The organism is Pseudomonas sp. GYB4201, from assembly GCF_056312595.1.
Genome location: NZ_JBWGIG010000034.1, coordinates 22,549 through 45,179, shown reverse-complemented (window position 1 = coordinate 45,179; position 22,631 = coordinate 22,549). Strand labels below are relative to the sequence as shown.

Genomic DNA, 22,631 nt, shown 5'->3' with positions numbered 1-22,631 from the left:
GCCAGTTCGCCTTTTGAAGTTGTCGGCGGTCGTGCTGTCCGTCGGCCTGCAGCCTTGCATCACGGTGTCGGCCCTTGCCGACGATCATCTGGACCCCGGGCTCAGCGTCATCAGCCCGACCAAACTGCAACCCAACCCAGGCAACGCCGCCCGGGTACCCGCGGCGCCGCGCACGGTCAGCGCCAGCGAGCAGCGCCTGGGCCTGGAACAGGCCATTCGCGTGGCCGTGGACTGGCACCCCAGCATCGCCGAAGCCGTGGGCACCCTGCTGCAACAGGGCGAGAACATCAACGTCGCCAAGGCCGGCTACTACCCCCAGGTCACCGGCGGCATCAAGGGCGGCTATGACAGCGGCTATGACGGCAACCGCAACACCCAGGCCGTGAGCATTTCCCTCAAGCAGATGCTCTACGACTTCGGCAAGGTCGACAGCTCGGTCGACGCCGCCCGCGCCAAGGCCGCGCAGAGCCAGGCGAACATCCTGCTGGCCATCGACCAGGTGGCCCGCGACACCGCCTACGCCTACATCGAGGTGCAACGCTACCAGCACTTGCTGGCCACCGCCCGCGACCAGATCAAGGGCATCGGCGACATCGTCGAGCTGGCCCAGCAGCGCAGCGACATGGGCGCCAGCACCCGCTCCGACGTGGTCCAGGCGCAGTCCCGCGCCGACGGCGGCATGGCCACCCTGCAGGACTACAAGGCCCAGTACGCGCGCTGGCAGTCGACCCTGGCCAACCTGCTGGGGCGGCGCAGCGTGCCCCAGGTCACCGACGCCTTCGCCACGGCCCTGGAGCAGTCCTGCCAGGCCCCCGACAACGGCGACGCCCTGCCCGCGGTGCTGGCCGCCGTGGCCCAGCGCACCCAGGCCCAGGCCGAACTGGCCAACGCCAAGGCCCAGGCCTACCCCACCCTGTCCCTGGAACCGTCGCTGAACCAGTACCTGGACAACGACTACAACAAGGACAACCCCGACATCAACCGCACCCAGGTGGGTATCTTCCTCAACCTGGAAGTGCCGATCTACCAGGGCGGCGCCACCAGCGCCCGCACCCGCGCCGCCGGCCACGCCCTGAGCGCCGCCGACTCGGCCGAGGACGCCGCGCGCCTGCAGGCGCGCCAGGGCCTCACCGAAGCCCAGGCGCAGACCGCCAGCCTCAACCGCCGCCTGGGCGCCCTGCAGACCCGCGAAGCCAGCATCCGCCAGGCCCGCGAGCTGTATGGCAAGCAGTACCTGGAGCTGGGCACCCGGCCACTGCTGGACCTGCTCAACGCCGAGCAGGAGATCTACCAGTCGCGCTTCGACCTGGAAAACACCGTGGCCGACTCGCGCCGCCTGCAAATCGATTGCCTGTACAACAGCGGCGGCCTGCGCCGCGCCTTCGGCATCGACCACAGCACCATCCAGCACGTGGAGATCCTGCCATGACCGACGCCATCGTCATCAACCACGAACCTGCCGCGCCACCGCCGCGTGCCGACTACGCGCCCTGGCTGGAAGCGGTGCTGACCATCGCCCGCCACTACCGCCTGGACGTGTCGCCGGAGAGCATTCGCATCGCCTCGCAGCAGCCCGACGCGCGCCTGGAGGACGTGGTGCGGCACATGGCGCGCCAGGCCGGCCTGAGCGTCAAGTTCGCCGGCTTCGACCGCCGCAGCCTCAGCCGCTGGCGCGCGCCGCTGGTGGTGCAGTTGCGCGACGGCCAGGTGGGTGTGGTGGAAAGCGTGGGCGAGGACGGCGAGCTGGGCATCGTCTTCAGCGGCGACCAGGGCCTGCAGAGCCGCATCGACCCGGCCACCCTCGCCGGCCAGGCCATTCGCACGGTGGTGCTGCGGCCCACCCAGGTGCTCAGCGACGTGCGCACCGACGACTACGTAAAACCCTTCGACGAACACTGGTTCCGGCGCATCGTGCTGCGCGACCTGCGGCCCTACACCCAGGTGATGATCGCCTCGCTGGTGGCCAACCTGCTGGGCATGGCCGGCGTGCTGTTTTCCATGCAGGTGTACGACCGGGTGATTCCCGCCGAGTCGCTGCCCACCCTCTACGTGCTGTTCGGCGGCGTGCTGCTGGCGGTGGTGTTCGACTTCGTGATGCGCATCATGCGCCTGCGCATCACCGACCTGCTGGGCAAGCGCGCCGACCTGCGGGTCTCCGACCTGGTGTTCGGCCACGCCCTGCGCCTGCGCAATTCGGCGCGGCCGCGCTCCACCGGTTCGTTCATCTCGCAGCTGCGCGAGCTGGAGCAGATCCGCGACCTGATCACCTCCAGCACCGCCACGGCGCTGGCCGACCTGCCGTTCTTCCTGATGTTTTTGCTGGTGCTCTACCTGATCGGCGGCGCCCTGGTGGCCATACCCGTGGTCGCCCTGGTGCTGATGGTGCTGCCCGGGATGCTGGCCCAGCGCAAGCTGGCGCGGCTGGCCAACGAGTCCATGCGCGAGGCGGCCCTGCGCAACGCCATGCTGGTGGAGGCCATCCAGGGCCTGGACGACATCAAGGCGCTGCAGGCCGAGCAGCGCTTCCAGCAGCAGTGGAACCACTACAACGCCGCTTCGGCGGAAAGCAGCCTGCGCCTGCGCAACCTCACCAACAGCCTGGTGGCCTGGACCCAGAACGTGCAGAGCGCGGTGTTCGCCGTGGTCATCGTGTTCGGCGCGCCCATGGTCATCGCCGGCGACCTGACCACCGGCAGCCTGGTGGCTGCGTCCATCCTGTCATCGCGGATGATGGCACCCATGGCCCAGCTCACCCACGTGCTCACCCGCTGGCAGCAGGCCAAGGTAGCGCTGCAGGGCCTGAACCGCATCATGCAGCTGCCGGTGGACCACCCCCAGGGCAGCCAACGCGTGCACCTGCCGGCCATTCGCGGCGAGTACCAGTTCCGCCAGGCCAGCTTCCGCTACAGCGAGGAAGCGGCGCCGGCCCTGAGCAACATCAACCTGACCATCCGCCCCGGCGAGCACATCGCCATTCTGGGCCGCAACGGCGCCGGCAAGTCGACGCTGCTGCAGGCGCTGGCCGGCGGCATGGACCTGAGCACCGGCGAGACCACCCTGGACGGCATCGCCCTGGCCCACCTGGACCCCGCCGACCTGCGCCGCGACGTCGGCCTGCTGGCCCAGCACGCGCGGCTGTTCCACGGCACTTTGCGCGACAACATCACCCTGGGCGCCGGCCAGGCCAGCGACCAGGAGATCCTTGCCGCGCTGTCGCAGACCGGGGCCCTGGACTTCGTGCGGATGCTGCCCAAAGGCATGGACCACGTGATCCTCGAAGGCGGCCAGGGCCTGTCGGGCGGGCAACGGCAAAGCCTGCTGCTGTCGCGCCTGCTGCTGCGCCAGCCCCAAGTGCTGCTGCTGGACGAGCCCACCGCCAGCCTCGACGACATCACCGAGCGGCGGCTGCTGGAACAGCTGGCACAGTTCACCCAGGGCCGCACCCTGGTGGTGGCCACCCACCGCGTCAGCCTGCTGCAACTGGTGGAGCGCATCATCGTGGTGGACGGCGGGCACATCGTCATCGACGACCACCGCGACGCCGCCCTCGCCCGTCTCAAGCAACCGCAAGGAGCGCAGGCATGAGCACTTACGAACACGCGTCGTACCTGGACGGCGACGACGACCGCGGCCTGGTGCGCGGCGCCCGGGTGATCTGGGGCTGCGCGCTCATGCTCGGCTGTTTCTTCGTGTGGGCCTACTGGTTCCAGGTGGTGGAAGTGTCCACCGGCACCGGCAAGGTCATCCCCAGCTCCCACGAGCAGGTGATCCAGTCCATGGAGGGCGGCATCGTCAAGCAGCTGAACGTCACCGAGGGCGCGCTGGTGGAGCGCGGCGAGGTGCTGGCGCAGCTGGACCCGGTGAAAAACGAGTCCAACGTCGGCGAAAGCGAGGCCAAGTACCGCGCCGCCCTGGCCAGCGTCAACCGCCTGCAGGCCGAGGTCAACGACACGCCGCTGAAGTTTGCGCCCTCGCTGCAGGCCTACCCCGAGCTGATCAGCGCCGAGACCGCGCTGTACACCACCCGTCGGCGCGGCCTGGAGGCCACCCTGGCGGGCATCCAGGAATCGCTGAAGCTGGTGCGCAGCGAGCTGGACATCACCCAGAACCTGGCCAAGATCGGCGCCTCCAGCCGCGTCGAAGTGCTGCGCCTGAACCGCCAGCGCTCGGAGCTGGAGCTCAAGGCCACCGAGGCCCGTTCAGACTACATGGTGCGTGCCCGCGAAGACCTGGCCAAGGCCAACGCCGAGGCGGACATGCTGGTGGCGGTGATTCGTGGCCGCAACGACTCGCTGGAACGCATGACCCTGCGCTCGCCGGTGCGCGGCGTGGTCAAGGACATCGAGGTGACCACCGTGGGCGGGGTAATTCCGCCCAACGGCAAGCTGATGGAGATCGTGCCGCTGGACGAGCAGTTGCTGATCGAGACGCGCATCGCCCCCCGCGACATCGCCTTCATCCACCCCGACCAGGACGCCAAGGTGAAGATCACCGCCTATGACTATTCGATCTACGGCAGCCTCGACGGCAAGGTGGTGACCATCTCCCCCGACACCATCCAGGACCAGGCCAAGCCGGAGATCTTCTACTACCGGGTGTTCATCCGCACCAACGCCGACGTGCTGCGCAACAAGGCCGGCAAGACCTTCGCCATCGTCCCGGGGATGATCGCCACGGTGGACATCCGCACCGGCGAGAAGACCGTGCTCGACTACCTGATCAAACCCCTGAACCGCGCGCGCGAAGCGCTGCGCGAACGATAAGGAATTGCATCAGCGGCTGGCGAGGTTGGTGGGGGCCTTCACCGGCTGCGACTGCGCCAGGTAACGGTTCCACTCCCGGCTGATCTCGGCATAGGGCAGGAACACGCTGACCCGCGGTTGGTTGGCCAGGTCCGCGCGCTTGAGGCCCGCCAGGTCGCCGTGGGTCAGGTACGCCACGTTGATCCCCACCACCTTGCCGTCGGCGGCAAACACCGGCCCGCCGGACATACCCTTGGCCGTGGGCGCATCGTTGGTGGCGTACATCACGTTGCCTTCCTTCGCGTCCAGCCGCACCATGGCCGGCAGCGCGCGGCCCTGGCCTTTCACCGGCACGTAGAGGGAATTGAAGCCCACCGCCGTCAGCGTCTCGCCCGGCACATAGGCGCGCCACTGCGGCGCACCCTCGGCCTTGTGGCGGAAGAACTGCACATCCGCCTGGCCCTGATAGACGGCGCCGGGCAGGTATGGAATGTGTTTCACCGTGACCGCATAATCGGCGTTCCACTGCACCGCCGTGCCCATCAGCATAAAGGGCAAAGGCCCCCCTGAGTGAACGACGAAGGCTTGGTCATAGACAGGGTCCGTGGTGTAAGCGGTCGGCATTCCATTGCACCCGCTGAGCAGCACACAGGCTGCCAGGAGCGACTTGAGGGGGTTCATTTCTTCACGCTGGGGTGGGTGAGTGATGGCGCAAATATATCAGTGTGCCATCATGCGGTCGATAGGGTGAGCCTACCGTTCGGCTGGATCCAATTTGTTTTGAATATCGTCTGACTCATTGAATTTTTTCCGCCCGTGCTACCCAAACAAGGGAGATCAACCCACCCGGAGATCCCCATGCCCGCCACGAAACGATCCTTCCCCGTCGCCAACGTCCGCCACTTCCTGGAACCCGGCCCCATCGTGCTGCTGTCGTCGCGCTGGCAAGACCAGACCAACATCATGACGCTGGGCTGGCACATGGTGATGGAGTTCACGCCCTCGCTGATCGGCTGCGTGATATCCAGCGCCAACCATTCGTTCGAGCTGGTGCGCAACAGTGGCGAATGCGTGATCAACCTGCCGGAGGCAAGGTGGGTGGACACGGTGGTGGGGATTGGCAACTGCTCGGGCACCGCGCTGGACAAGTTTGAGCACTTCGGCCTGACACCGGGCAAGGCCAGCAAGGTCAAGGCGCCGCTGATCGAGGAGTGCCACGCCAATTTCGAGTGCCGGTTGCACGATGACGCCATGGTGGATGGCTACAACCTGTTTATCTTCGAAGTGGTGAAGGCCCATGTGGCCCCCTCGCCCGCCCAGCCCGAAACCCTGCATTACCAGGGCATGGGCCAGTTCATGCTGTCGGGCAAGACCATCGACCGCAAGCGCTTGTTCAAGGCGTCGATGCTGACGTGACGCAACACTGCGTAGCCGCTGCCGTCAGGCTGCGCTGGCCGGTGTGAACCCGGAGAATCTTCTGGGAGACGCGGGGCCAGCGCAGCCTGCGGCAGCGGCTACGCGGGCGGGCGGGCGGGCGGGCGGGATCAATCCGGGATCACGGCAATCACATCAATCTCCATCAACCACTGCGGCTGCCCCAGCGCCGACACCACCAGCCCGGTGGAAATCGGGAACACGCCCTTCAGCCATTTCCCCACTTCCTGGTACACCGGCTCGCGGTAACGCGGGTCGATCAGGTAGGTGGTGGTCTTGACGATGTGCGACAGGTCCGAGCCTGCCTCTTCCAGCAATTGCTTGACGTTTTTCATCGCCTGTTCGGCCTGGGCCCGGGGGTCGCCGAGGCCCACCAGGTTGCCTTCGAAATCAGTGCCCACCTGGCCCCGCACGTACACGGTGTTGCCGGCGCGCACGGCCTGGCACAGGTCGTTGTCCAGGGCCTGGTTGGGGTAGGTTTCCTTGGTGTTGAACATGCGGATACGGGTATGGGTTGGCATCGCTGGTTCCTCAATAATTGGCACGAAATCAGGCACTGACGGTGGTTTTTTCGACGGCCCGGGCCTGACGCTGGCTGGCATCACGGTGGTAGGCGGCGTACTGGCGCTGGATGGCGATCTGGTCGGCGATGTACTTGGCGTCGTGCCACACGCCCCAGATGAACGACGAGCCGCGCCGCGACTGCCACGGCAGGCCGAGGAAGTACACGCCCGGCTCGGTGGAGACGCCGCGCTGGTGGGTCGGCTTGCCCTTGGCGTCGAAGGCGTCCACGGCCAGCCAGGAGTAATCGGTGGCAAAGCCGGTGGCCCAGATGATGGTGCTGACCCCGGCTGCCAGCAGGTCCAGCTGCTGCAGCGGCTGGCTGATGCACGGCGCGTCGGCGAACACCCGGCGCGCGTCGGGCTCGGGCGCAAGGTCCAGGCCGTTGCGCTCGATGTAGGCGTCGGCGGCGTCCAGCAGGGCCAGGTAGTTGTCGTCGCCGCGCTTGAGGTTGTCGACCAGGTCGGGCTGGAAGCGCGCCACCGCGCCGTCGAAGGCCTGGGTCAGGCCCACCAGGGTCATGCCCTGCTGCGCCAGCTCGCGGAAGTCCACGGTGCGCCCGCCATGGGCGCCGCTGACGGCGATGGTGACGTGCTCGCGGCCCGGCTTCATGGCCGCCGCGTCCCACTCGCCCAGCACCCCCAGCCACCAGCAGAAATCCCGCCCGCGGTAGGCCCGCGGCGGCCGGTCGTGCTGGCCCACCGACAGGTACACGTCGCGGCCGGCGCGGCGCAGTTCATCGGCGATCTGCACGCCGGAGGAGCCGGCGCCCACCACCAGCACGCCACCGGCCGGCAGTTGCTGCGGGTTGCGGTAGTCCGCGGAGTGGATCTGTGTCAACGCCACGTTCCTGGGGGCGATGGCCGGAATCACCGGCACCTGGAACGGGCCGGTGGCGACGACCACGCGGTTGGCCTCGATGACACCTTCGCTGGTGTCCACGGTGAAGCCGGGACGGCCGACGTTGCGCTGCACCTTCTTCACCTCCACGCCGGTGCGGATCGGCGCGTTGAACTTGCGCGCATAGGCTTCGAAATAGTCGGCCACGCGTTCCTTGGGGGCGAAACCGTCGGGGCTCAGGTCATCGAATTCCATGCCGGGGAAGCGGTCGTGCCAGGCCGGGCCGTTGGCCACCAGCGAATCCCAGCGGCCGGTGCGCCACCGCTCGGCGATGCGGTTGCGCTCCAGCACCAGGTGCGGCACACCCAGCTTGCTCAGGTGCTCACTCATGGCCACGCCGGCCTGGCCGGCGCCGACGATAAGCGTATCGATTTCCACGGTTGCCACTGTCATGTCTGTGTCCTTCTCAAAAGCGTGCCGAAGTGGTTCGGTCAGGTGGGTGCTCTTGAGCGCATTCTGTGCAAGGACGGTGGCGGGCGAAATGAGGTTTTTTGTGGTCGCAGGGCAGGAAAAAGCTAGGCGGCCGAAGAACCGCGTCGCTAGTGACGCAGCCTCCGGCAGCTGCTACAGCGCGTTACCTGTAGCAGCGGCCGTCAGGCCGCGTCACTAGCACTGCGCAGCCAGCAGGCCATGGCACAGCAGCCCGAGCATGGCGCGCATGTGCGCGGCATGGGCGGCGCGATCGGGAGCAGGCTCGGTGGCCAGGCGGATGAACGCAAGGTTCGCGTACTGGTTGAACACCGTCGCCGCCACCTCGATGTCCACCTCGGCGCGCACCTTGCCCAGGCGCTGGAAGTGCGCCAGCAGCGCGCGGGTCTCGGCCACCACCGCATCGTTCCAGGGCTGCAGCACCGCGGCGAATTCGCCGGTGAACAGGAACGGCGCCAGCTCGCGCCACAAGGTCGCCGGCATGGCCTGCAGCTGGTAGCGGGTCATCAGCCCTTCCAGTTCGCACAGGGCGTCCAGCGGGTCGGAGTCGTCGTCCAGGTGCGCCCGCGCTTCCTGCATCGCCAACTGGTCCGGCCCCTTGAGCAGCGTCAGCAGAATTTCCTGCTTGCCACCAAAATAATTGACCACCGTGGGCGCCGACACACCCGCACGGTTGGCGATCTGCTCAAGGGTAGTGGCGCCAAAGCCCTGGCTGATGAACAGCGCCAAGGCCGCCTCGGCGATGACCTGGCGGCGCTGTTCTTTCTGTCTTTCGCGTAGACCGGTCATGGAGGCTCTGGGCGGCGGCATGGAAGCCCCTAGGGTAAGGGTTTGTCTTTTCTCTGCAAAATATTTTGTTTACAAAAATATTTTTGGCTGCAAATAATTAATCCACACTTCGCCGCCACAGGAGCCAGGCAATGTCCGACCAGACCCGCCCTACCCGCAGCACCCGTGATTACCAGGCCGCCGACGCCGCCCACCACATCCACGCCTTCGTCGACCAGAAAGCCCTGAACGCCGAAGGCCCGCGGGTGATGGTGCGCGGCGAGCGCCTGGCCCTGTGGGACAACGAAGGCAAGCGCTACCTGGACGGCATGTCCGGCCTGTGGTGCACCAACCTGGGCTACGGCCGCAAGGACCTGGCCGCTGCCGCCAGCCAGCAGCTGGAGCAACTGCCGTACTACAACATGTTCTTCCACACCACCCACCCGGCGGTCATCGAACTGTCCGAGCTGCTGTTCAGCCTGCTACCGGGCCACTACAGCCACGCCATCTACACCAACTCCGGCTCCGAGGCCAACGAGGTGCTGATCCGCACCGTGCGCAAGTTCTGGCAGGTGCAGGGCAAGCCCGAGAAGAAGATCATGATCGGCCGCTGGAACGGCTACCACGGCTCCACCCTGGCGGCCACGGCGCTGGGCGGCATGAAGTTCATGCACGACATGGGCGGAACCGTGCCCGACGTGGCGCACATCGACGAGCCCTACTGGTACGCCCACGAAGGCAACCTCACGCCGGAAGAGTTCGGCCTGCGCGCGGCACGGCAGTTGGAAGACAAAATCCTCGAACTGGGCGCCGACAAGGTCGCCGCCTTCGTCGCCGAACCCTTCCAGGGCGCCGGCGGCATGATCATCCCGCCGGCCACCTACTGGCCGGAAATCCAGCGCATCTGCCGCAAACATGACGTGCTGCTGTGCGCCGACGAAGTCATCGGCGGCTTTGGCCGCACCGGCGAGTGGTTCGCCCACCAGGCCCTGGGCTTCGAGCCCGACACCCTGTCCATCGCCAAGGGCCTGACCTCGGGCTACATCCCCATGGGCGGGTTGATCTTGTCCAAACGCATGGCCGAGGCGCTGGTGGAGCGCGGCGGCGTGTTCGCCCACGGCCTGACCTACTCCGGCCACCCGGTGGCGGCGGCGGTGGCGATTGCCAACCTCAAGGCCCTGCGTGACGAAGGCGTGGTGGCCCAGGTGAAAAGCGACACCGGCCCCTACCTGCAGAACACCCTGCGCGAGGTGTTCGGCAACCACCCCTTGGTAGGCGAGGTGCAAGGCATCGGCCTGGTGGCGGCGCTGCAATTCACCCAGGACAAGGCCACGCGCCAGCGCTTCGCCAACGAGAACGACATCGCCTGGCGCTGCCGCACCATCGGCTTCGAGGAAGGCCTGATCATCCGCAGCACCCTGGGGCGCATGATCATGGCCCCGGCGCTGGTGGCCACGCGCCTGGAGCTGGACGAGTTGGTGGACAAGACCCGCATCGCCGTGGACCGCACCGCCCGCGAGATCGGCGTGCTTTAACCCGTACGCGGTGCCCGGCCGTCAGGGCCAGCGCAGCCTACGGCAGCGGCTACGGGGTGCAGCCGCTGCCGTAGGCTGCGCTGGCCTTTTTGGGCACAGGCGATTATTCAGTTACAGAGCTTTTTACGAACCTGCGACGATAAAAATCCTCGTTTCGCCCGCCCGGGGCCATGGCCATGATGGTCTTGAGCACTCAACAGGACGAACCCTCATGACCTTCTCCATCGTCGGCCGCTGCGCCGAAACCGGCCAGCTGGGCATTGCCATCAGCTCTTCCAGCATCGCCGTGGGCGCGCGCTGCCCGTGGCTGCGCCCCGGCGTGGGCGCGGTGTCCACCCAGAACATCACCCTGCCGGCCCTGGGCCCGCAGGTGCTCGACCAGCTGGAACAGGGCCTCACCCCCGCCCAGGCGCTGGACAAGGCGCTGACCAGCAACGGCTACAGCCAGTACCGCCAGGTCACCGCCCTGGACCACCTGGGCAACGCCGCGCATTTCAGCGGCAGCGAGACCCTGGGCACCCACAACGCCGTGGCAGGCGAGCAATGCGTGGGCGCCGGCAACATGCTCGCCGACCGCGCCGTGATCGACATCCTGGTGCGCACCTTCGAAGCCAGCGAAGGGCAACTGGCCGACCGCCTGCTGGCCGCCATGCAGGCCGCCGTGGCCGCCGGTGGCGAAGCCGGGCCGGTGCATTCGGCAGCCCTGGTGGTGGTGGGCGAACTGACATGGCCCATCGTCGACCTGCGCGTGGACTGGGCCGACGAAGCGCCCATCGACGCCCTGGCAACGCTCTGGCACGCCTACCGCCCACAGCTGCAGGACTACCTGACCCGCGCCCTGGACCCGACCAAGGCCCCCAGCTACGGCGTGCCCGGGGATGAATAGCCGCGCCCTGCTGGCCGACCTGATCGGCTTCGACACCACCAGCCGCGAGTCCAACCTGCGGCTGATCGAATACGTGCGCGACTACCTGGCCCGCTTCGACGTGCCCTGCCAGCTGATCTTCAACGAGCAGCGCAGCAAGGCCAACCTGTTCGCCACCCTGGGCCCGGACGACCGCCCCGGCATCGTGCTGTCGGGCCACACCGACGTGGTGCCCGCCGACGGCCAGGCCTGGAGCGTGCCGCCGTTCAGCCTCACCGAGCAGGACGGCAAGCTGTACGGCCGTGGCGCCGCCGACATGAAGGGCTATATCGCCTGCGTGCTGGCGGCGGTGCCGACGTTGCTGGCCGCGCCGCTGCGCCTACCGGTGCATATCGCCCTGAGCTACGACGAGGAAGTCGGCTGCCTGGGCGTGCGCTCGCTGCTCGCCGAACTGGCCCGGCGGCCGCACCGGCCGCTGCTGTGCATCATCGGCGAGCCCACCGAACTCAAGCCGGTGCTGGGCCACAAGGGCAAGCTGGCCATGCGTTGCGACGTGCACGGCGCGGCCTGCCATTCGGCCTACGCGCCTCAAGGGGTGAACGCCATCGAGTACGCCGCCGAACTGATCGGCGAGCTGGGCCGCATCGGCGCCGGGCTGCGCGCGCCGGAGCTGCATGACCCGCGCTTCGAGCCACCGTTCAGCACCGTGCAGACCGGCGTGATCGGCGGCGGCAAGGCCCTGAATATCGTACCCGAGGACTGCCGTTTCGACTTCGAGGTGCGCGCCCTGCCCGCCCACGACCCACGCCAGGTGGCCGAGCAGCTGCAGCGCTACGCACGCACTGAAGTGTTGCCGCGCATGCAGGCGGTGCACGCCGACAGCGCCATTCGCTTCACCGAGCTGTCGGCCTACCCGGGCCTGGCCACCGACCGCCACAGCAAGGCGGCGCAGTTGATTGCGCAGTTTTGTGGCAGCGACGCTTTCAGCACCGTGGCGTTTGGCACCGAGGGCGGGCTGTTCGACGCCCTGGGCATCGCCACGGTGGTGTGCGGGCCGGGCAGCATGAACCAGGGGCACAAGCCCGACGAGTTCGTCAGCGTGGCGCAGTTGGAGGCCTGCGATGTGATGCTGGGGCGTATTGCGCACTACCTGCATACGCCATAGCCCCGTAGCCGCTGCCGCAGGCTGCGCTGGCCCTTGACCCCAGCGCAGATTTTCAGGGTTCAAACCGGCGAGCGCAGCCTGGCGGCAGCGGCTACAGGTAAGGTTTTTTATCGAGGCGGAGCACATTTTTACTAATTTCCTGCCCGCCACGCATCGCCCAGTATCACCCCCATCAACCGTGGACATGGATTCTGGAGACCACCGTGACCGACCTCAGCACCTGGCAACGCCTGGCCCTCGAACAACGCTTCATCACCACCGCCCACATCGACGGCCGCGCCCATGCGGCGCTGTCGGGCGAGACCTTCGCGGTCATCAACCCCGCCACCAACGCCCTGCTCGCCCACGTCGCCGCCTGTGGCGACGCCGACGTCGACCTGGCCGTGCAGGTGGCGCGCCACAGCTTCGCCAACGGCCCGTGGGCGCGCATGGCCCCGCGCGAGCGCAAGGCGGTGCTGCTGCGCCTGGCCGAGCTGATCCTGGCGCACCGCGAAGAGCTGGCGCTGCTCGACTCGCTGAGCATGGGCAAACCGGTGATGGACGCCTGGAACATCGACGTGCCCGGCGCCGCCCAGGTGTTCGCCTGGTACGCCGAAAGCCTCGACAAGCTCTACGACCAGGTGGCGCCCACCGGCCCCGGCACCCTGGCCACCATCACCCGCGAGCCACTGGGGGTGATCGCCGCCGTGGTGCCGTGGAACTTCCCCCTGGACATGGCCGCCTGGAAGCTGGCCCCGGCCCTGGCCGCCGGCAACAGCGTGATCCTCAAGCCCGCCGAGCAGTCGCCGTTCTCGGCCCTGCGCCTGGTGGAACTGGCGCTGCAGGCCGGTGTGCCCGAGGGCGTGTTCAGCGTGGTCACCGGCCTTGGCGAGCAGGCCGGCCGCGCCCTGGGCCTGCACCCGGACGTCGACGCCCTGGCGTTCACCGGCTCTACCCAGGTGGGCAAATACTTCATGCAGTACGCCGCGCAGTCCAACCTCAAGCAGGTGTGGCTGGAGTGCGGCGGCAAGAGCCCGAACCTGGTGTTCGCCGACTGCCAGGACCTGGACCTGGCCGCCGAGAAAGCCGCCTTCGGCATTTTCTTCAACCAGGGCGAGGTGTGCTCGGCCAATTCGCGGCTGCTGGTGGAGCGCAGCATCCACGACGCGTTCGTCGAACGCCTGGTGGCCAAGGCCCGCGACTGGCAGCCCGGCGACCCGCTGGACCCGGCCAGCAAGATGGGCGCCATCGTCGACGCCAGCCAGGCGGCGCGCATCATGGAACATATCGCCGACGCCGACGCCAGCGGCGCCCGCCGCGTGGCCGGTGGCGAACGCCTGACCTTCAATGGCTCGAACAACTTCATCCAGCCGACGCTGTTCACCGACGTGCGCGCCGACATGCGCCTGGCCCGCGAGGAAGTGTTCGGCCCGGTGCTGGCCATCAGTGCCTTCGACCACGAGGACGAAGCGGTGCAGCTGGCCAACGACCACATCTACGGCCTGGCCGCCTCGTTGTGGACCGACGACCTCAACCGCGCCCACCGCGTGGCACGGCGCTTGAATGCCGGCACCGTGTCGGTGAACACCGTCGACGCCCTGGATGTGTGCGTGCCCTTCGGCGGCGGCAAGCAGTCGGGCTTTGGCCGCGACCTGTCGCTGCACTCGTTCGACAAGTACACCCAGCTGAAAACCACCTGGTTCCAGCTGCGCTGAACCTCCCCTTTTCCGTAGGAGCCGACCTTGGTCGCGATGGCGACACCGCCAAACCGTGTCGCCTGCATCGCGACCAAGGTCGGCTCCTACCGGATTGAGGCGAGAGAAGAATAAAAACCATGCAGCACTTCCTTGATTTATCTGCCCGCCACCCATAGAGCGAACGCATGCCATGAATCACCCCACTCCCAAGCCCGCCACCCTGGAGTTGAGCACCATCCAGCCCATTGCCGCCGACCAGCGCCACGGTCGCGCCCGCGACCTGTTCACCATCTGGTTCGGCTCCAACATCATGCTGCTGACCGTGGTCACTGGCGCCCTGGCGGTGACGGTGTTCAAGCTGCCCTTCATCACCGCCCTGCTGGCGCTGGTGGCCGGCAACCTCATCGGCGGCGTGTTCATGGCCTTGCACTCGGCGCAGGGCCCGCAGCTGGGCGTGCCGCAGATGGTGCAGACCCGCGGCCAGTTCGGCTCCTACGGCTCGTTGCTGGTGGTGGCCCTGGTGGTGATCATGTACCTGGGCTTCTTCGCCTCCAACCTGGTGCTGGGCGGGCAGTCGCTGCACAGCCAATACGCCCTGGTCAGCACCAACCAGGGCATCGTCCTGGTGGGGCTGATCAGCGTGGTGGCGACGGTGTTCGGCTACCGCCTGATCCACGCCTACACGCGGCTGATGTCCTACCTGTCGGGGGCCATCCTGCTGCTGTGCTTCATCTGGATCGTCGCCGTGCACGGCCTGCCCGCCGACTTCCTGCAGCGCAACGCCTTCAACCTCCCCGGCTTCCTCGGCACCCTGTCAGTGGCGGCGCTGTGGCAGCTGGCGTACGCACCCTACGTGTCGGACTACTCGCGCTACATGCCCGCCGACACCGGCGGCCGCGCGGCCTTCTGGTCCAGCTACTGGGGCTGCTGCCTGGGCTCCATCCTGCCCATGGCCCTGGGGGTAATCGTCGGTCTCAGCGTTAACGGCGACATCATCGCCGGCCTGATCGAGCTGACCGGCCCCATCGCCACCCTGGTGGTGGCGGTGTTCTCGGTGGGCATCGCCGCCACCAATGCCATGAACCTGTACTGCGGCACCCTGTCGGCCATCACCGTGGGCCAGACGCTGGTGCCGAAATGGTCGGCCGGCGCCCTGTCGCGCACCGTTACCGCGCTGGTGCTGTTCGGTATTTCCCTGGCCCTGGCGCTGCTGGGCCAGGATGACTTCATGGCCAACTACACCAACTTCATCCTGCTGCTGTTGTACGTGCTGGTGCCCTGGACCGCCATCAACCTGGTGGACTACTACCTGGTGGCCCACGGCAGCTACGACGTGGCGTCGTTCTTCCGCCGCGACGGCGGCATTTACGGCACCTTCAACTGGACCGCGGTGGGCTGCTACGTGCTGGGCGTGCTGGTGCAGGTGCCGTTCATGGCCACCGAGCTGTACACCGGCGTGGTGGCCAAGGCCATGGGCGGCGCCGACATTTCCTGGATCGTCGGGCTGCTGGTGATCTCGCCGGTCTATTACCTGCTCAGCCGCCGGCGCCGCGCCCCCGCGCTGCTGGCCGGGAGAAACGCATGAACACTGACTACGACTACATCATCGTTGGCGCAGGCTCTTCGGGCTGCGTGCTGGCCAACCGGCTCAGCGCCGATCCGCAGGTCAAGGTGTGCCTGATCGAGGCCGGCAGCCATGACAACAGCCCGCGCATCCAGACGCCGGCCGGCACCATCACGCTGTACAAGAGCAAGAAGTACAGCTGGAACTTCTTGTCCGCGCCGCAGAAGCACCTCGCCAACCGCTCGCTGCACACCCCGCGCGGCAAGGCCCTGGGCGGTTCCAGTTCGATGAACAGCATGATCTACATCCGTGGCCACGCCAGCGACTACGACCGCTGGGCGCAGCCGGGCTGGGACTGGGCCAGCGTGCTGCCCTACTTCAAGCAGTCGGAAAACAACCGCCTGGGCCAGGACCCGGCCCTGCACGGCACCGGCGGCGAACTGAACGTGGGAGCGGCGCGTGATCCCAATCCGCTGTCGGCGCTGTTCGTCAAAGCGGCCGAAGCCATCGGCATCCGGCGCAATGACGACTTCAACGGCGCGCGGCTGGAAGGCTGCGGCATCTACAACCTGACCCAGAAAGACGCCAGGCGCCTGTCCAGCTACCGCGCCTTCGTGGCGCCGGTGCTGACGCGGGAAAACCTCACCGTGGTCACCGACTGCACCGTCAAGAACGTGGTGCTGGAGCAAAAGGTCGCCAAGGGCGTGGTAGTGGACAGCGACGGCGTGCAGACCTTCCTCAAGGCCCGCCGCGAGGTGATCCTCAGCGCCGGCGCCCTGGGCAGCCCGCAGCTGCTGCTGGCCTCGGGCATCGGCCCGGCCGCCGAGCTGGCCGAGGCCGGCATCGAGGTGCGCCACGACCTGCCCGGCGTGGGCAAGAACCTTCAGGACCACCTGGACGGCCTGGTCACCGTGCGCTCGAAAAGCCCGCTCACCCTGGGCTTTTCCGCCGGCGCCCTGCCGGCCATCCTCGCCGCGCCCCTGCGCTATGTGTTGAGCAAGACGGGCTGGCTGACCACCAACTACGTGGAAGCCGGCGGCTTCGCCCGCACGCCCCTGGCCGACGGGCTGCCGGACGTGCAATTCCACTTCGTGCCGGGCTACCGCAGCCACCGGGGGCGGCTGTTCGAATGGGGCCACGGCTACGCGGTGCACACCTGCGTGCTGCGCCCCGGCAGCATCGGCGAACTGCGCCTGGGCCGCGACGGCAAGCTGGTGATCGACTTCAACTTCCTCAGCGACCCCCACGACGCCAAGGTGCTGGTCGAAGGTATCAAGCTGGCGCGGCAAATTCTCGCCGACTCGGCCTTCGACGCCCTGCGCGGCAAGGAAATGCTGCCCGGCGCCCAGGTGCAGAGCGACGCGCAACTGCTGGACTATGTGCGCGACCATGCCGCCACCGTGTTCCACCCCGTAGGCACCTGCAAGATGGGCAGCGACCCGCTGGCCGTGGTCGACCCGCAGCTGCGCGTGCACGGCGTGCGCGGGCTGCGGGTGGTGGATGCGTCGATCATGCCGACGCTGATCAGCGGCAACACCAACGCGCCTTGCATCATGATTGGCGAGAAGGCGGCGGCGATGATGCTGGCCAAGGCCACGGCCACCTCGGTCGCCGCCTGCCCACCCCAAAACCCCTTTCCCGGGGCCGCGTGGCTGCGCGGGCCCTTACGTGCGCTGGAGATCTCCAGGGTTGACGCGGGCCAGCGCAGCCTGGCGGCAGCGGCTACAGTGGTTCGCCCCCCGCCACCGAACAACCTTTTTCCTCGTTAGCGACCACATATTTCATCGTTTTCCTGCCCCGCCACATGGGCCAACATCGACCCTGCCGCACAGAGGCAAAAGGTCCGTCAGAGACCCCACGTACAACGTTTTTGGCGTTACGCCCACTGCCCCGAGAAACCCATCAGAAAACCAAGATTCCGGGAGTGTCACATGATCAAGTCGTTCGTTTCACGCTGCGTGCGCCCACTGGCCCTCACCGCCCTCGCCGCCGGCATCGCCAGCGGCGCCCAGGCCGGCACCCTGTCCATCGGCCACACCACCTGGGTCGGCTACGGCACCCTGTACCTGGCCCAGGACCTGGGCTACTTCAAGGAAAAAGGCCTGACCGTCGAGCTGCCGACCATCGAGGAAGCCTCCATGTACATGGCGGCCCAGGCCTCGGGCAAGCTGTCCGGCTCGGCCTCCACCCTGGATGAAATCCTCAAGTACCGCCCGCAGTTCTGCTTCAAGGCCGTGGCCGCGCTGGATGAAAGCCACGGTGGCGACGGCGTGCTGGTGGGCAAGGATGTCAGCAGCCTGCAAGACCTCAAGGGCAAGGCCGTGGCCGTCAACGAGGGCTCGGTGTCGCAGTTCTGGCTGGCCTACCTGCTGAAGAACGTCGGCATGAAGATGAGCGACCTGACCATCCAGAACATGACCGCCGACGACGCCGCCACCGCCTTCATCGCCGGCCGCGTGCCCGCCGCCGTCACCTGGGAGCCGCACCTGACCAGCGTGCGCGACAAGAACGTGGGCAAGGTGCTGGTGGACAGCAGCACCACCCCAGGCGTGATCGTCGACGTGGTGGCGCTCAACTGCGACGTGGTGGAAAAGCAGCCAGAAGACATCAAGGCCCTGGTGGCCGGGCTGTACAAGGCCGTGCAGTACACCCAGGAACACCCCAAGGAGGCCTACGCGATCATGGCCAAGGGCGTCGGCGGCTACCTGGCCGACCCGGCCGAGCTGGCGGCCGCAGCCAAGGGCGTGCGCTTCTATGACCAGGCCATGAGCGAAAAACTGCTGGGCACCGCCGGCACCAGCGGCGACGCCGCCACCGTGATCAAATTGGCCAACCAGACCGCCAGCGACCTGCAGGGCAAACCGTTCAACGTCAGCTACAGCGACCTGATCGACAACCGCTTCGTCACCCCACGATAGGAGCCTGGCATGTCCAAGCGCAACTCATGGCTCAACCGCTGCCTCACGCCCAAGACCAGCCTGCCGGTGCAGGTGGTGTGGAGCGCCAGCGGCCTGGCCTGGATCCTGCTGATCGGCCTGTGGGCCTTCCTCTCCTACGGCGGCGTGGTGCCGGCGATGTTCCTTCCCAGCCCCGGCGCGGTGTGGGACGCCGCCGTGCGCCTGGCGCGCGACGGCACCCTGGGCACCCACGTGTGGGCCAGCGTCGAGGTGGTGATGGTCGGTTTCGTGGTCTCCTCGATCGTCGCCGTGCCGGTGGGGCTGCTGATGGGCAGCTTCCGCGTGGTGCAGGCGTTCCTGGAGCCGCTGGTGAACTTCATCCGCTACCTGCCGGTGACCTCGTTCGTGCCGTTGTTCATCCTGTGGATCGGCATCGGCCTGGAACAGCGGGTGTCGATCATCATCTTCGGGGTGTTCTTCCAGCAACTGGTGATGATCGCCGACGTCTCCAAGGGCATCTCCAAGGACCTGATCAATGCCTCGTACACCCTGGGTTCCAGCCGCGTCGACGCGGTGGTGCACGTGATCGCCCCGGCCTCGGTGCCGGGCATCCTCGACACCCTGCGGGTGACCATGGGCTGGGCCTGGACCTACCTGGTGGTGGCTGAGCTGGTGGCCGCCTCCAGTGGCCTGGGCTACCTGAGCCTGAAGGCCATGCGTGGCTTCCAGGTGGACGTGATTTTCCTGGCGATCGCGGTCATCGGCCTGTTGGGCCTGATCACCGATCAACTGTTCCGTTTCCTGCGCATAAAGGTGGCCGCATGGGCTCAGTAACCGCAACCTCACCCCGGCTGGTCACGCCCGTGGCCCCGGCCGCCAGCGCCGCGCCGCGGCTGCAGGTGGACAAGGTCTGCCTGCAGTACAAGACGCCCTCGGGCGATACCTTCACCGCGCTGGAACAGGTGTCGTTCCAGGTGCCCGACCAGCAGTTCGCGGTGCTGGTGGGGCCATCGGGCTGCGGCAAGTCGAGCCTGCTGTACCTCACGGCCGGCCTCGCCGAGCCTACCAGCGGCGCCATCTACGTCGGTGGCCAGCAGGTGGACGGCCCCGGCGCCGACCGCGGCATGGTGTTCCAGAGCTACACCCTGTTCCCTTGGCTGACGGTGCGGCAGAACATCGAGTTCGGCCTGAAACGCCGGGGCATGCCGGCGGCCGAGCGCAAGGACATCGTCGAGTTCTACCTCAATGAAGTTGGCCTGCATCGCTTCGCCGACAACTACGCCAAGCAGCTGTCAGGCGGCATGATGCAGCGCGTGGCCATCGCCCGCGCCCTGGCCAACGACCCGCAGATTCTGTTGATGGACGAACCCTTCGGCGCACTGGACAGCCAGACCCGGCTGCAGATGCAGCAGCTGTTGCTGAAGGTGTGGGAACACAGCAAGAAGACCGTGCTGTTCGTGACCCACGACATTGACGAGGCGATTTTGCTGGGCGACCGCATCTTCGTCATGGGCGCACGGCCCGGGCGCATCAAGCAGGTGCTGGACGTGCCGATCGAGCGGCCGCGCAACCTGGACATGGTGATGGACGCGGACTTCATCCGCATGAAGCGCGAGATCTTCCACCTGCTGCACGACGACGCTCACTGAAACACCCCGGCGGTACGGTTACGGCAACACGTGCGTCAACGGCTTGCCCAGCTCGGTGATGTAGGTGCTGACGATCTCCGTCTCCTGCGGCCCGTTCTTGACGATGTGCGGCGCGTTCGCCGGGGTCTCGAAGGTGTCACCGGCGTGCAGCACATGCTCGGGCTGGCCATCGATGGCGATGGTCACCGAGCCACGGGCCACGTAGCCCGACTCCAGGCCCGGGTGGGTGTGGTGCGGGGAGTTGGTGTTGGCCGGCAGCACGATGCGAATCACGTTCACCTCGTAGCCTGCCGGGTACACCACGTGCTGCAACACCGTACGCGAACCGGCGGCGGGCTTGGCCGCAGGGGCCATCGAGGCGCAGCCGCCGATTGCCAGGGAGGCGGCCAATACAGCACAAGTCTTGCCATTGAAACCGAACATCGTGGGGGTTCCCTTTCCAATACGAAAAACAAAGACGACAGGATACCTGAGAAAAAATGAATTACCGCGTCAAGCGGCCGGTCAAGACCTATGTACAGGTAATCTGACGAGGCAATTCCCATGACGCTCGAAGCAGACACACTGGCAGAACTTACCGTGGCCTTGCAGCAACGCGGGCTCATTCTGGTGCGCGACGTGAAGTTCACGCGCGCGCCTTACCGGCATGACCATCACTGGATTTGCAGTGTGGCCTGACGCGGCCTGCGGCCGCTGCTACACGCACCTGTAGCAACGACATCGCGACTAAAGTCGGCTCCTACGCCGTACGTGGTAGGAGCCGGCCTTGGCCGCGATGCAGGCGACGCGATAGACGAGGTACAAAGGGCCCTGTAGCAGCGGCCGCAGGCCGCGTCCGGGCTTAAGGCAACGGCTCGAACTTCAGCTGCGCCAGGCTCTGCACCTTGTCTTCGCGGACCATTTTGTAAGGCGTTTCAGGGCCGATCCAGCGGTTCCAGATGCTGTCGATCTCGCCCGCCTGGTCCATGGCGCGCAGGGCTTCGTTGACCTTGGCCAGGAACGCCGGTTCGCCCTGGCGCATGCCGGCGCCGATGGGTTCCAGGGCCATCGGGTCTTTGGCGATGGCCAGGTTCACCCCGCCCTCCTTCGCCTGGCCCACCAGCTTGATGGCGGTCATGGTGTTGGTCACCAGGCCCACCACCTTGTTCTGCTGCAGGGCCATGTAGGCCGAGCCGGTGTCCTGGAAGGTCACCGGGGTGGCGTTGGCCATGCGAATCGACTGCTCGGAGGTGGAGCCCTTGGTGGAGCTGATTTTCTTGCCGGCGAAGAACTCGCGCGGCTGGTCGGCGTTGGGCGCGCGCACCACCAGGGTTTCCTTGGCGATGTAGTACGGGTCGCTGAACTGGATCTGTTCGGCGCGGCTTTTGGTGTAGGCCAGGTTGGCGAAGATCAGGTCGACGCGGCCCATCTTCACCTCCGGAATGCGCGCCTCCACCGACATCGGCTTGAGCTCCAGGGCCACGCCCAGGCGCTTGGCCAGCGCGGTGCAGAGGTCGACGTCCATGCCCACCAGCTCGCGGGTCTGCGGGTCGGGCGCGGAGAACGGCGGTACGTCGGCGTAGACGCCGCAGCTCAGGCTCTTCTTCGCCATCACGTCGGCCAGCTGGTCGGCCTGGGCCACCGAGATTGCCAAGGGGGCCAACGCCAGTGCCGCCATCAGTTTGTTCATAGCCATGGGCTTACTCCAGTTCAATCAAGGTGAATTCAGTGGGCACGCAAGTCAGCGATGAAACGCTGCGCACGCGGGTGGGACGGCTGGCTGAAGAACTGCTCGGGCGTGCCTTTTTCCAGGATCTGCCCGGCGTCCATGAACCAGATGGTGTCGGCCACCTCGCGGGCGAAGTTCATTTCGTGGGTCACGCACATCATGGTCATGCCCTCCTTGGCCAGGCCCTTCATCACGCTCAGCACCTCGCCAACCATTTCCGGGTCGAGGGCGCTGGTGGGCTCGTCGAACAGCATCACCGGCGGCTCCATGGCCAGCGCGCGAGCAATGGCCACCCTCTGCTGCTGGCCGCCCGACAATTGCGCTGGGTAGGCCTGGGCCTTGTGCGCCAGGCCCACGCGGTCCAGCAACTGCATGGCGTGGGCGCGGGCCTCGCTGGCCTTGAGGCCGCGCACCTTGGTGGGCGTGAGAATGATGTTGTCCAGCACCGACAAGTGCGGGAACAGGTTGAAGCTCTGGAACACGAAGCCGACGCGGCTGCGCAGGCGGTTGAGGTTGGCGTCGGTGCCGTTGACGTCCTGGCCGTCGAACAGAATCTGGCCCTTCTGGATGTCTTCCAGGCGGTTGACGGTGCGGATCAGCGTCGACTTGCCCGAGCCCGAGGGCCCGCACAGCACCACCACTTCACCGCGCTTGACCTCGGCGGTGACGTCGGTGAGCGCCTGGTACTCGCCGTACCATTTGTTGATGCTGGAAAACATGATCATCGGATGCATGAAG

20 protein-coding genes and 1 pseudogene are annotated in these 22,631 nt (G+C 66.9%); 14 read left to right on the top strand and 7 right to left on the bottom strand.

The window, feature by feature from the left end; all coding sequences use genetic code 11:
* The first annotated feature begins 13 nt into the window (after window positions 1–13).
* From AC0Z2B_RS25330 to AC0Z2B_RS25320, 3 genes are read left to right on the top strand one after another with little or no spacing between them, the layout of a single operon-like run.
* Window positions 14–1,429, top strand: a complete 1,416-nt coding sequence (locus AC0Z2B_RS25330; RefSeq protein ID WP_476300278.1) for a TolC family outer membrane protein — start codon at window positions 14–16, stop codon at window positions 1,427–1,429.
* Window positions 1,426–3,585: a type I secretion system permease/ATPase gene (locus tag AC0Z2B_RS25325; protein ID WP_476300276.1), complete on the top strand. Its 2,160-nt coding sequence runs from the start codon at window positions 1,426–1,428 to the stop codon at window positions 3,583–3,585. The genes AC0Z2B_RS25330 and AC0Z2B_RS25325 overlap by 4 nt, the downstream gene beginning before the upstream one ends.
* Window positions 3,582–4,763, top strand: a complete 1,182-nt coding sequence (locus AC0Z2B_RS25320) for a beta-barrel domain-containing protein (RefSeq protein ID WP_476300273.1) — start codon at window positions 3,582–3,584, stop codon at window positions 4,761–4,763. The genes AC0Z2B_RS25325 and AC0Z2B_RS25320 overlap by 4 nt, the downstream gene beginning before the upstream one ends.
* 9 nt (window positions 4,764–4,772) lie before the next feature.
* Here the strand turns inward: AC0Z2B_RS25320 and AC0Z2B_RS25315 are convergent, their stop codons facing one another.
* The gene (locus AC0Z2B_RS25315) at window positions 4,773–5,423 is read right to left on the bottom strand and encodes a trypsin-like peptidase domain-containing protein (RefSeq protein WP_476300271.1); all 651 of its coding nucleotides are present in this window, start codon (window positions 5,421–5,423) and stop codon (window positions 4,773–4,775) included.
* 177 nt (window positions 5,424–5,600) lie between these two features.
* Here AC0Z2B_RS25315 and AC0Z2B_RS25310 point away from each other — a divergent pair, with 177 nt between their 5' ends.
* Window positions 5,601–6,158, top strand: a complete 558-nt coding sequence (locus AC0Z2B_RS25310) for a flavin reductase family protein (protein ID WP_476300269.1) — start codon at window positions 5,601–5,603, stop codon at window positions 6,156–6,158.
* Between the two features lie 128 nt (window positions 6,159–6,286).
* On the opposite strand, the gene AC0Z2B_RS25305 is transcribed toward AC0Z2B_RS25310, so the two are convergent.
* The 3 genes from AC0Z2B_RS25305 to AC0Z2B_RS25295 form a co-directional block, all read right to left on the bottom strand.
* Window positions 6,287–6,697 carry a RidA family protein gene (locus AC0Z2B_RS25305; RefSeq protein WP_416424026.1) on the bottom strand — a complete coding sequence of 137 codons (411 nt, stop codon included), beginning with the start codon at window positions 6,695–6,697 and terminating at the stop codon, window positions 6,287–6,289.
* A gap of 28 nt (window positions 6,698–6,725) precedes the next feature.
* A complete protein-coding gene (locus tag AC0Z2B_RS25300) occupies window positions 6,726–8,030 on the bottom strand; it encodes a flavin-containing monooxygenase (protein WP_476300266.1) in 1,305 nt (434 codons plus the stop codon).
* A gap of 213 nt (window positions 8,031–8,243) precedes the next feature.
* Window positions 8,244–8,855: a TetR/AcrR family transcriptional regulator gene (locus AC0Z2B_RS25295; RefSeq protein WP_476300264.1), complete on the bottom strand. Its 612-nt coding sequence runs from the start codon at window positions 8,853–8,855 to the stop codon at window positions 8,244–8,246.
* A 131-nt stretch (window positions 8,856–8,986) separates the two neighbouring features.
* On the opposite strand from AC0Z2B_RS25295, the gene AC0Z2B_RS25290 reads away from it, so the two are divergent.
* The 9 genes and pseudogenes from AC0Z2B_RS25290 (at window position 8,987) to AC0Z2B_RS25250 (ending at window position 20,185) form a co-directional block, all read left to right on the top strand.
* Complete coding sequence (locus AC0Z2B_RS25290; protein WP_473006511.1) at window positions 8,987–10,369, top strand: aspartate aminotransferase family protein; 1,383 nt, start codon at window positions 8,987–8,989, stop codon at window positions 10,367–10,369.
* Window positions 10,370–10,580: 211 nt separating this feature from the next.
* Window positions 10,581–11,255 carry a DUF1028 domain-containing protein gene (locus tag AC0Z2B_RS25285; RefSeq protein WP_476300261.1) on the top strand — a complete coding sequence of 225 codons (675 nt, stop codon included), beginning with the start codon at window positions 10,581–10,583 and terminating at the stop codon, window positions 11,253–11,255.
* Window positions 11,248–12,399 carry an acetylornithine deacetylase gene (argE, locus tag AC0Z2B_RS25280; RefSeq protein ID WP_476300258.1) on the top strand — a complete coding sequence of 384 codons (1,152 nt, stop codon included), beginning with the start codon at window positions 11,248–11,250 and terminating at the stop codon, window positions 12,397–12,399. The genes AC0Z2B_RS25285 and argE overlap by 8 nt, the downstream gene beginning before the upstream one ends.
* Window positions 12,400–12,602: 203 nt before the next feature.
* Window positions 12,603–14,093: an aldehyde dehydrogenase gene (locus tag AC0Z2B_RS25275; RefSeq protein ID WP_476300256.1), complete on the top strand. Its 1,491-nt coding sequence runs from the start codon at window positions 12,603–12,605 to the stop codon at window positions 14,091–14,093.
* A 172-nt stretch (window positions 14,094–14,265) separates the two neighbouring features.
* Window positions 14,266–15,660, top strand: a complete 1,395-nt coding sequence (locus tag AC0Z2B_RS25270) for a purine-cytosine permease family protein (protein WP_476300253.1) — start codon at window positions 14,266–14,268, stop codon at window positions 15,658–15,660.
* Window positions 15,657–17,225: pseudogene (locus AC0Z2B_RS25265) on the top strand (GMC family oxidoreductase); the annotation flags it as partial. The gene AC0Z2B_RS25270 and the pseudogene AC0Z2B_RS25265, both read left to right, overlap by 4 nt.
* A gap of 345 nt (window positions 17,226–17,570) precedes the next feature.
* Window positions 17,571–18,557, top strand: a complete 987-nt coding sequence (locus AC0Z2B_RS25260; RefSeq protein ID WP_476300251.1) for an ABC transporter substrate-binding protein — start codon at window positions 17,571–17,573, stop codon at window positions 18,555–18,557.
* Window positions 18,558–18,566: 9 nt separating this feature from the next.
* Complete coding sequence (locus AC0Z2B_RS25255; RefSeq protein ID WP_475504818.1) at window positions 18,567–19,370, top strand: ABC transporter permease; 804 nt, start codon at window positions 18,567–18,569, stop codon at window positions 19,368–19,370.
* A complete protein-coding gene (locus AC0Z2B_RS25250) occupies window positions 19,358–20,185 on the top strand; it encodes an ABC transporter ATP-binding protein (protein WP_476300248.1) in 828 nt (275 codons plus the stop codon). Before AC0Z2B_RS25255 ends, AC0Z2B_RS25250 begins: the two co-directional genes overlap by 13 nt.
* A gap of 18 nt (window positions 20,186–20,203) precedes the next feature.
* Here the strand turns inward: AC0Z2B_RS25250 and AC0Z2B_RS25245 are convergent, their stop codons facing one another.
* Entirely contained in the window at window positions 20,204–20,608 is a 405-nt protein-coding gene (locus AC0Z2B_RS25245; protein WP_476300245.1) for a cupin domain-containing protein, read from the bottom strand.
* Between the two features lie 120 nt (window positions 20,609–20,728).
* Between AC0Z2B_RS25245 and AC0Z2B_RS25240 the strand changes: the two genes are divergently transcribed.
* Entirely contained in the window at window positions 20,729–20,863 is a 135-nt protein-coding gene (locus tag AC0Z2B_RS25240; protein ID WP_475504821.1) for a hypothetical protein, read from the top strand.
* Between the two features lie 163 nt (window positions 20,864–21,026).
* Here the strand turns inward: AC0Z2B_RS25240 and AC0Z2B_RS25235 are convergent, their stop codons facing one another.
* Both AC0Z2B_RS25235 and AC0Z2B_RS25230 read right to left on the bottom strand, forming a co-directional pair.
* Entirely contained in the window at window positions 21,027–21,860 is an 834-nt protein-coding gene (locus tag AC0Z2B_RS25235; protein WP_476300243.1) for an ABC transporter substrate-binding protein, read from the bottom strand.
* 29 nt (window positions 21,861–21,889) lie between these two features.
* Window positions 21,890–22,618 carry an amino acid ABC transporter ATP-binding protein gene (locus AC0Z2B_RS25230; RefSeq protein WP_475504862.1) on the bottom strand — a complete coding sequence of 243 codons (729 nt, stop codon included), beginning with the start codon at window positions 22,616–22,618 and terminating at the stop codon, window positions 21,890–21,892.
* Window positions 22,619–22,631 lie beyond the last annotated feature (13 nt).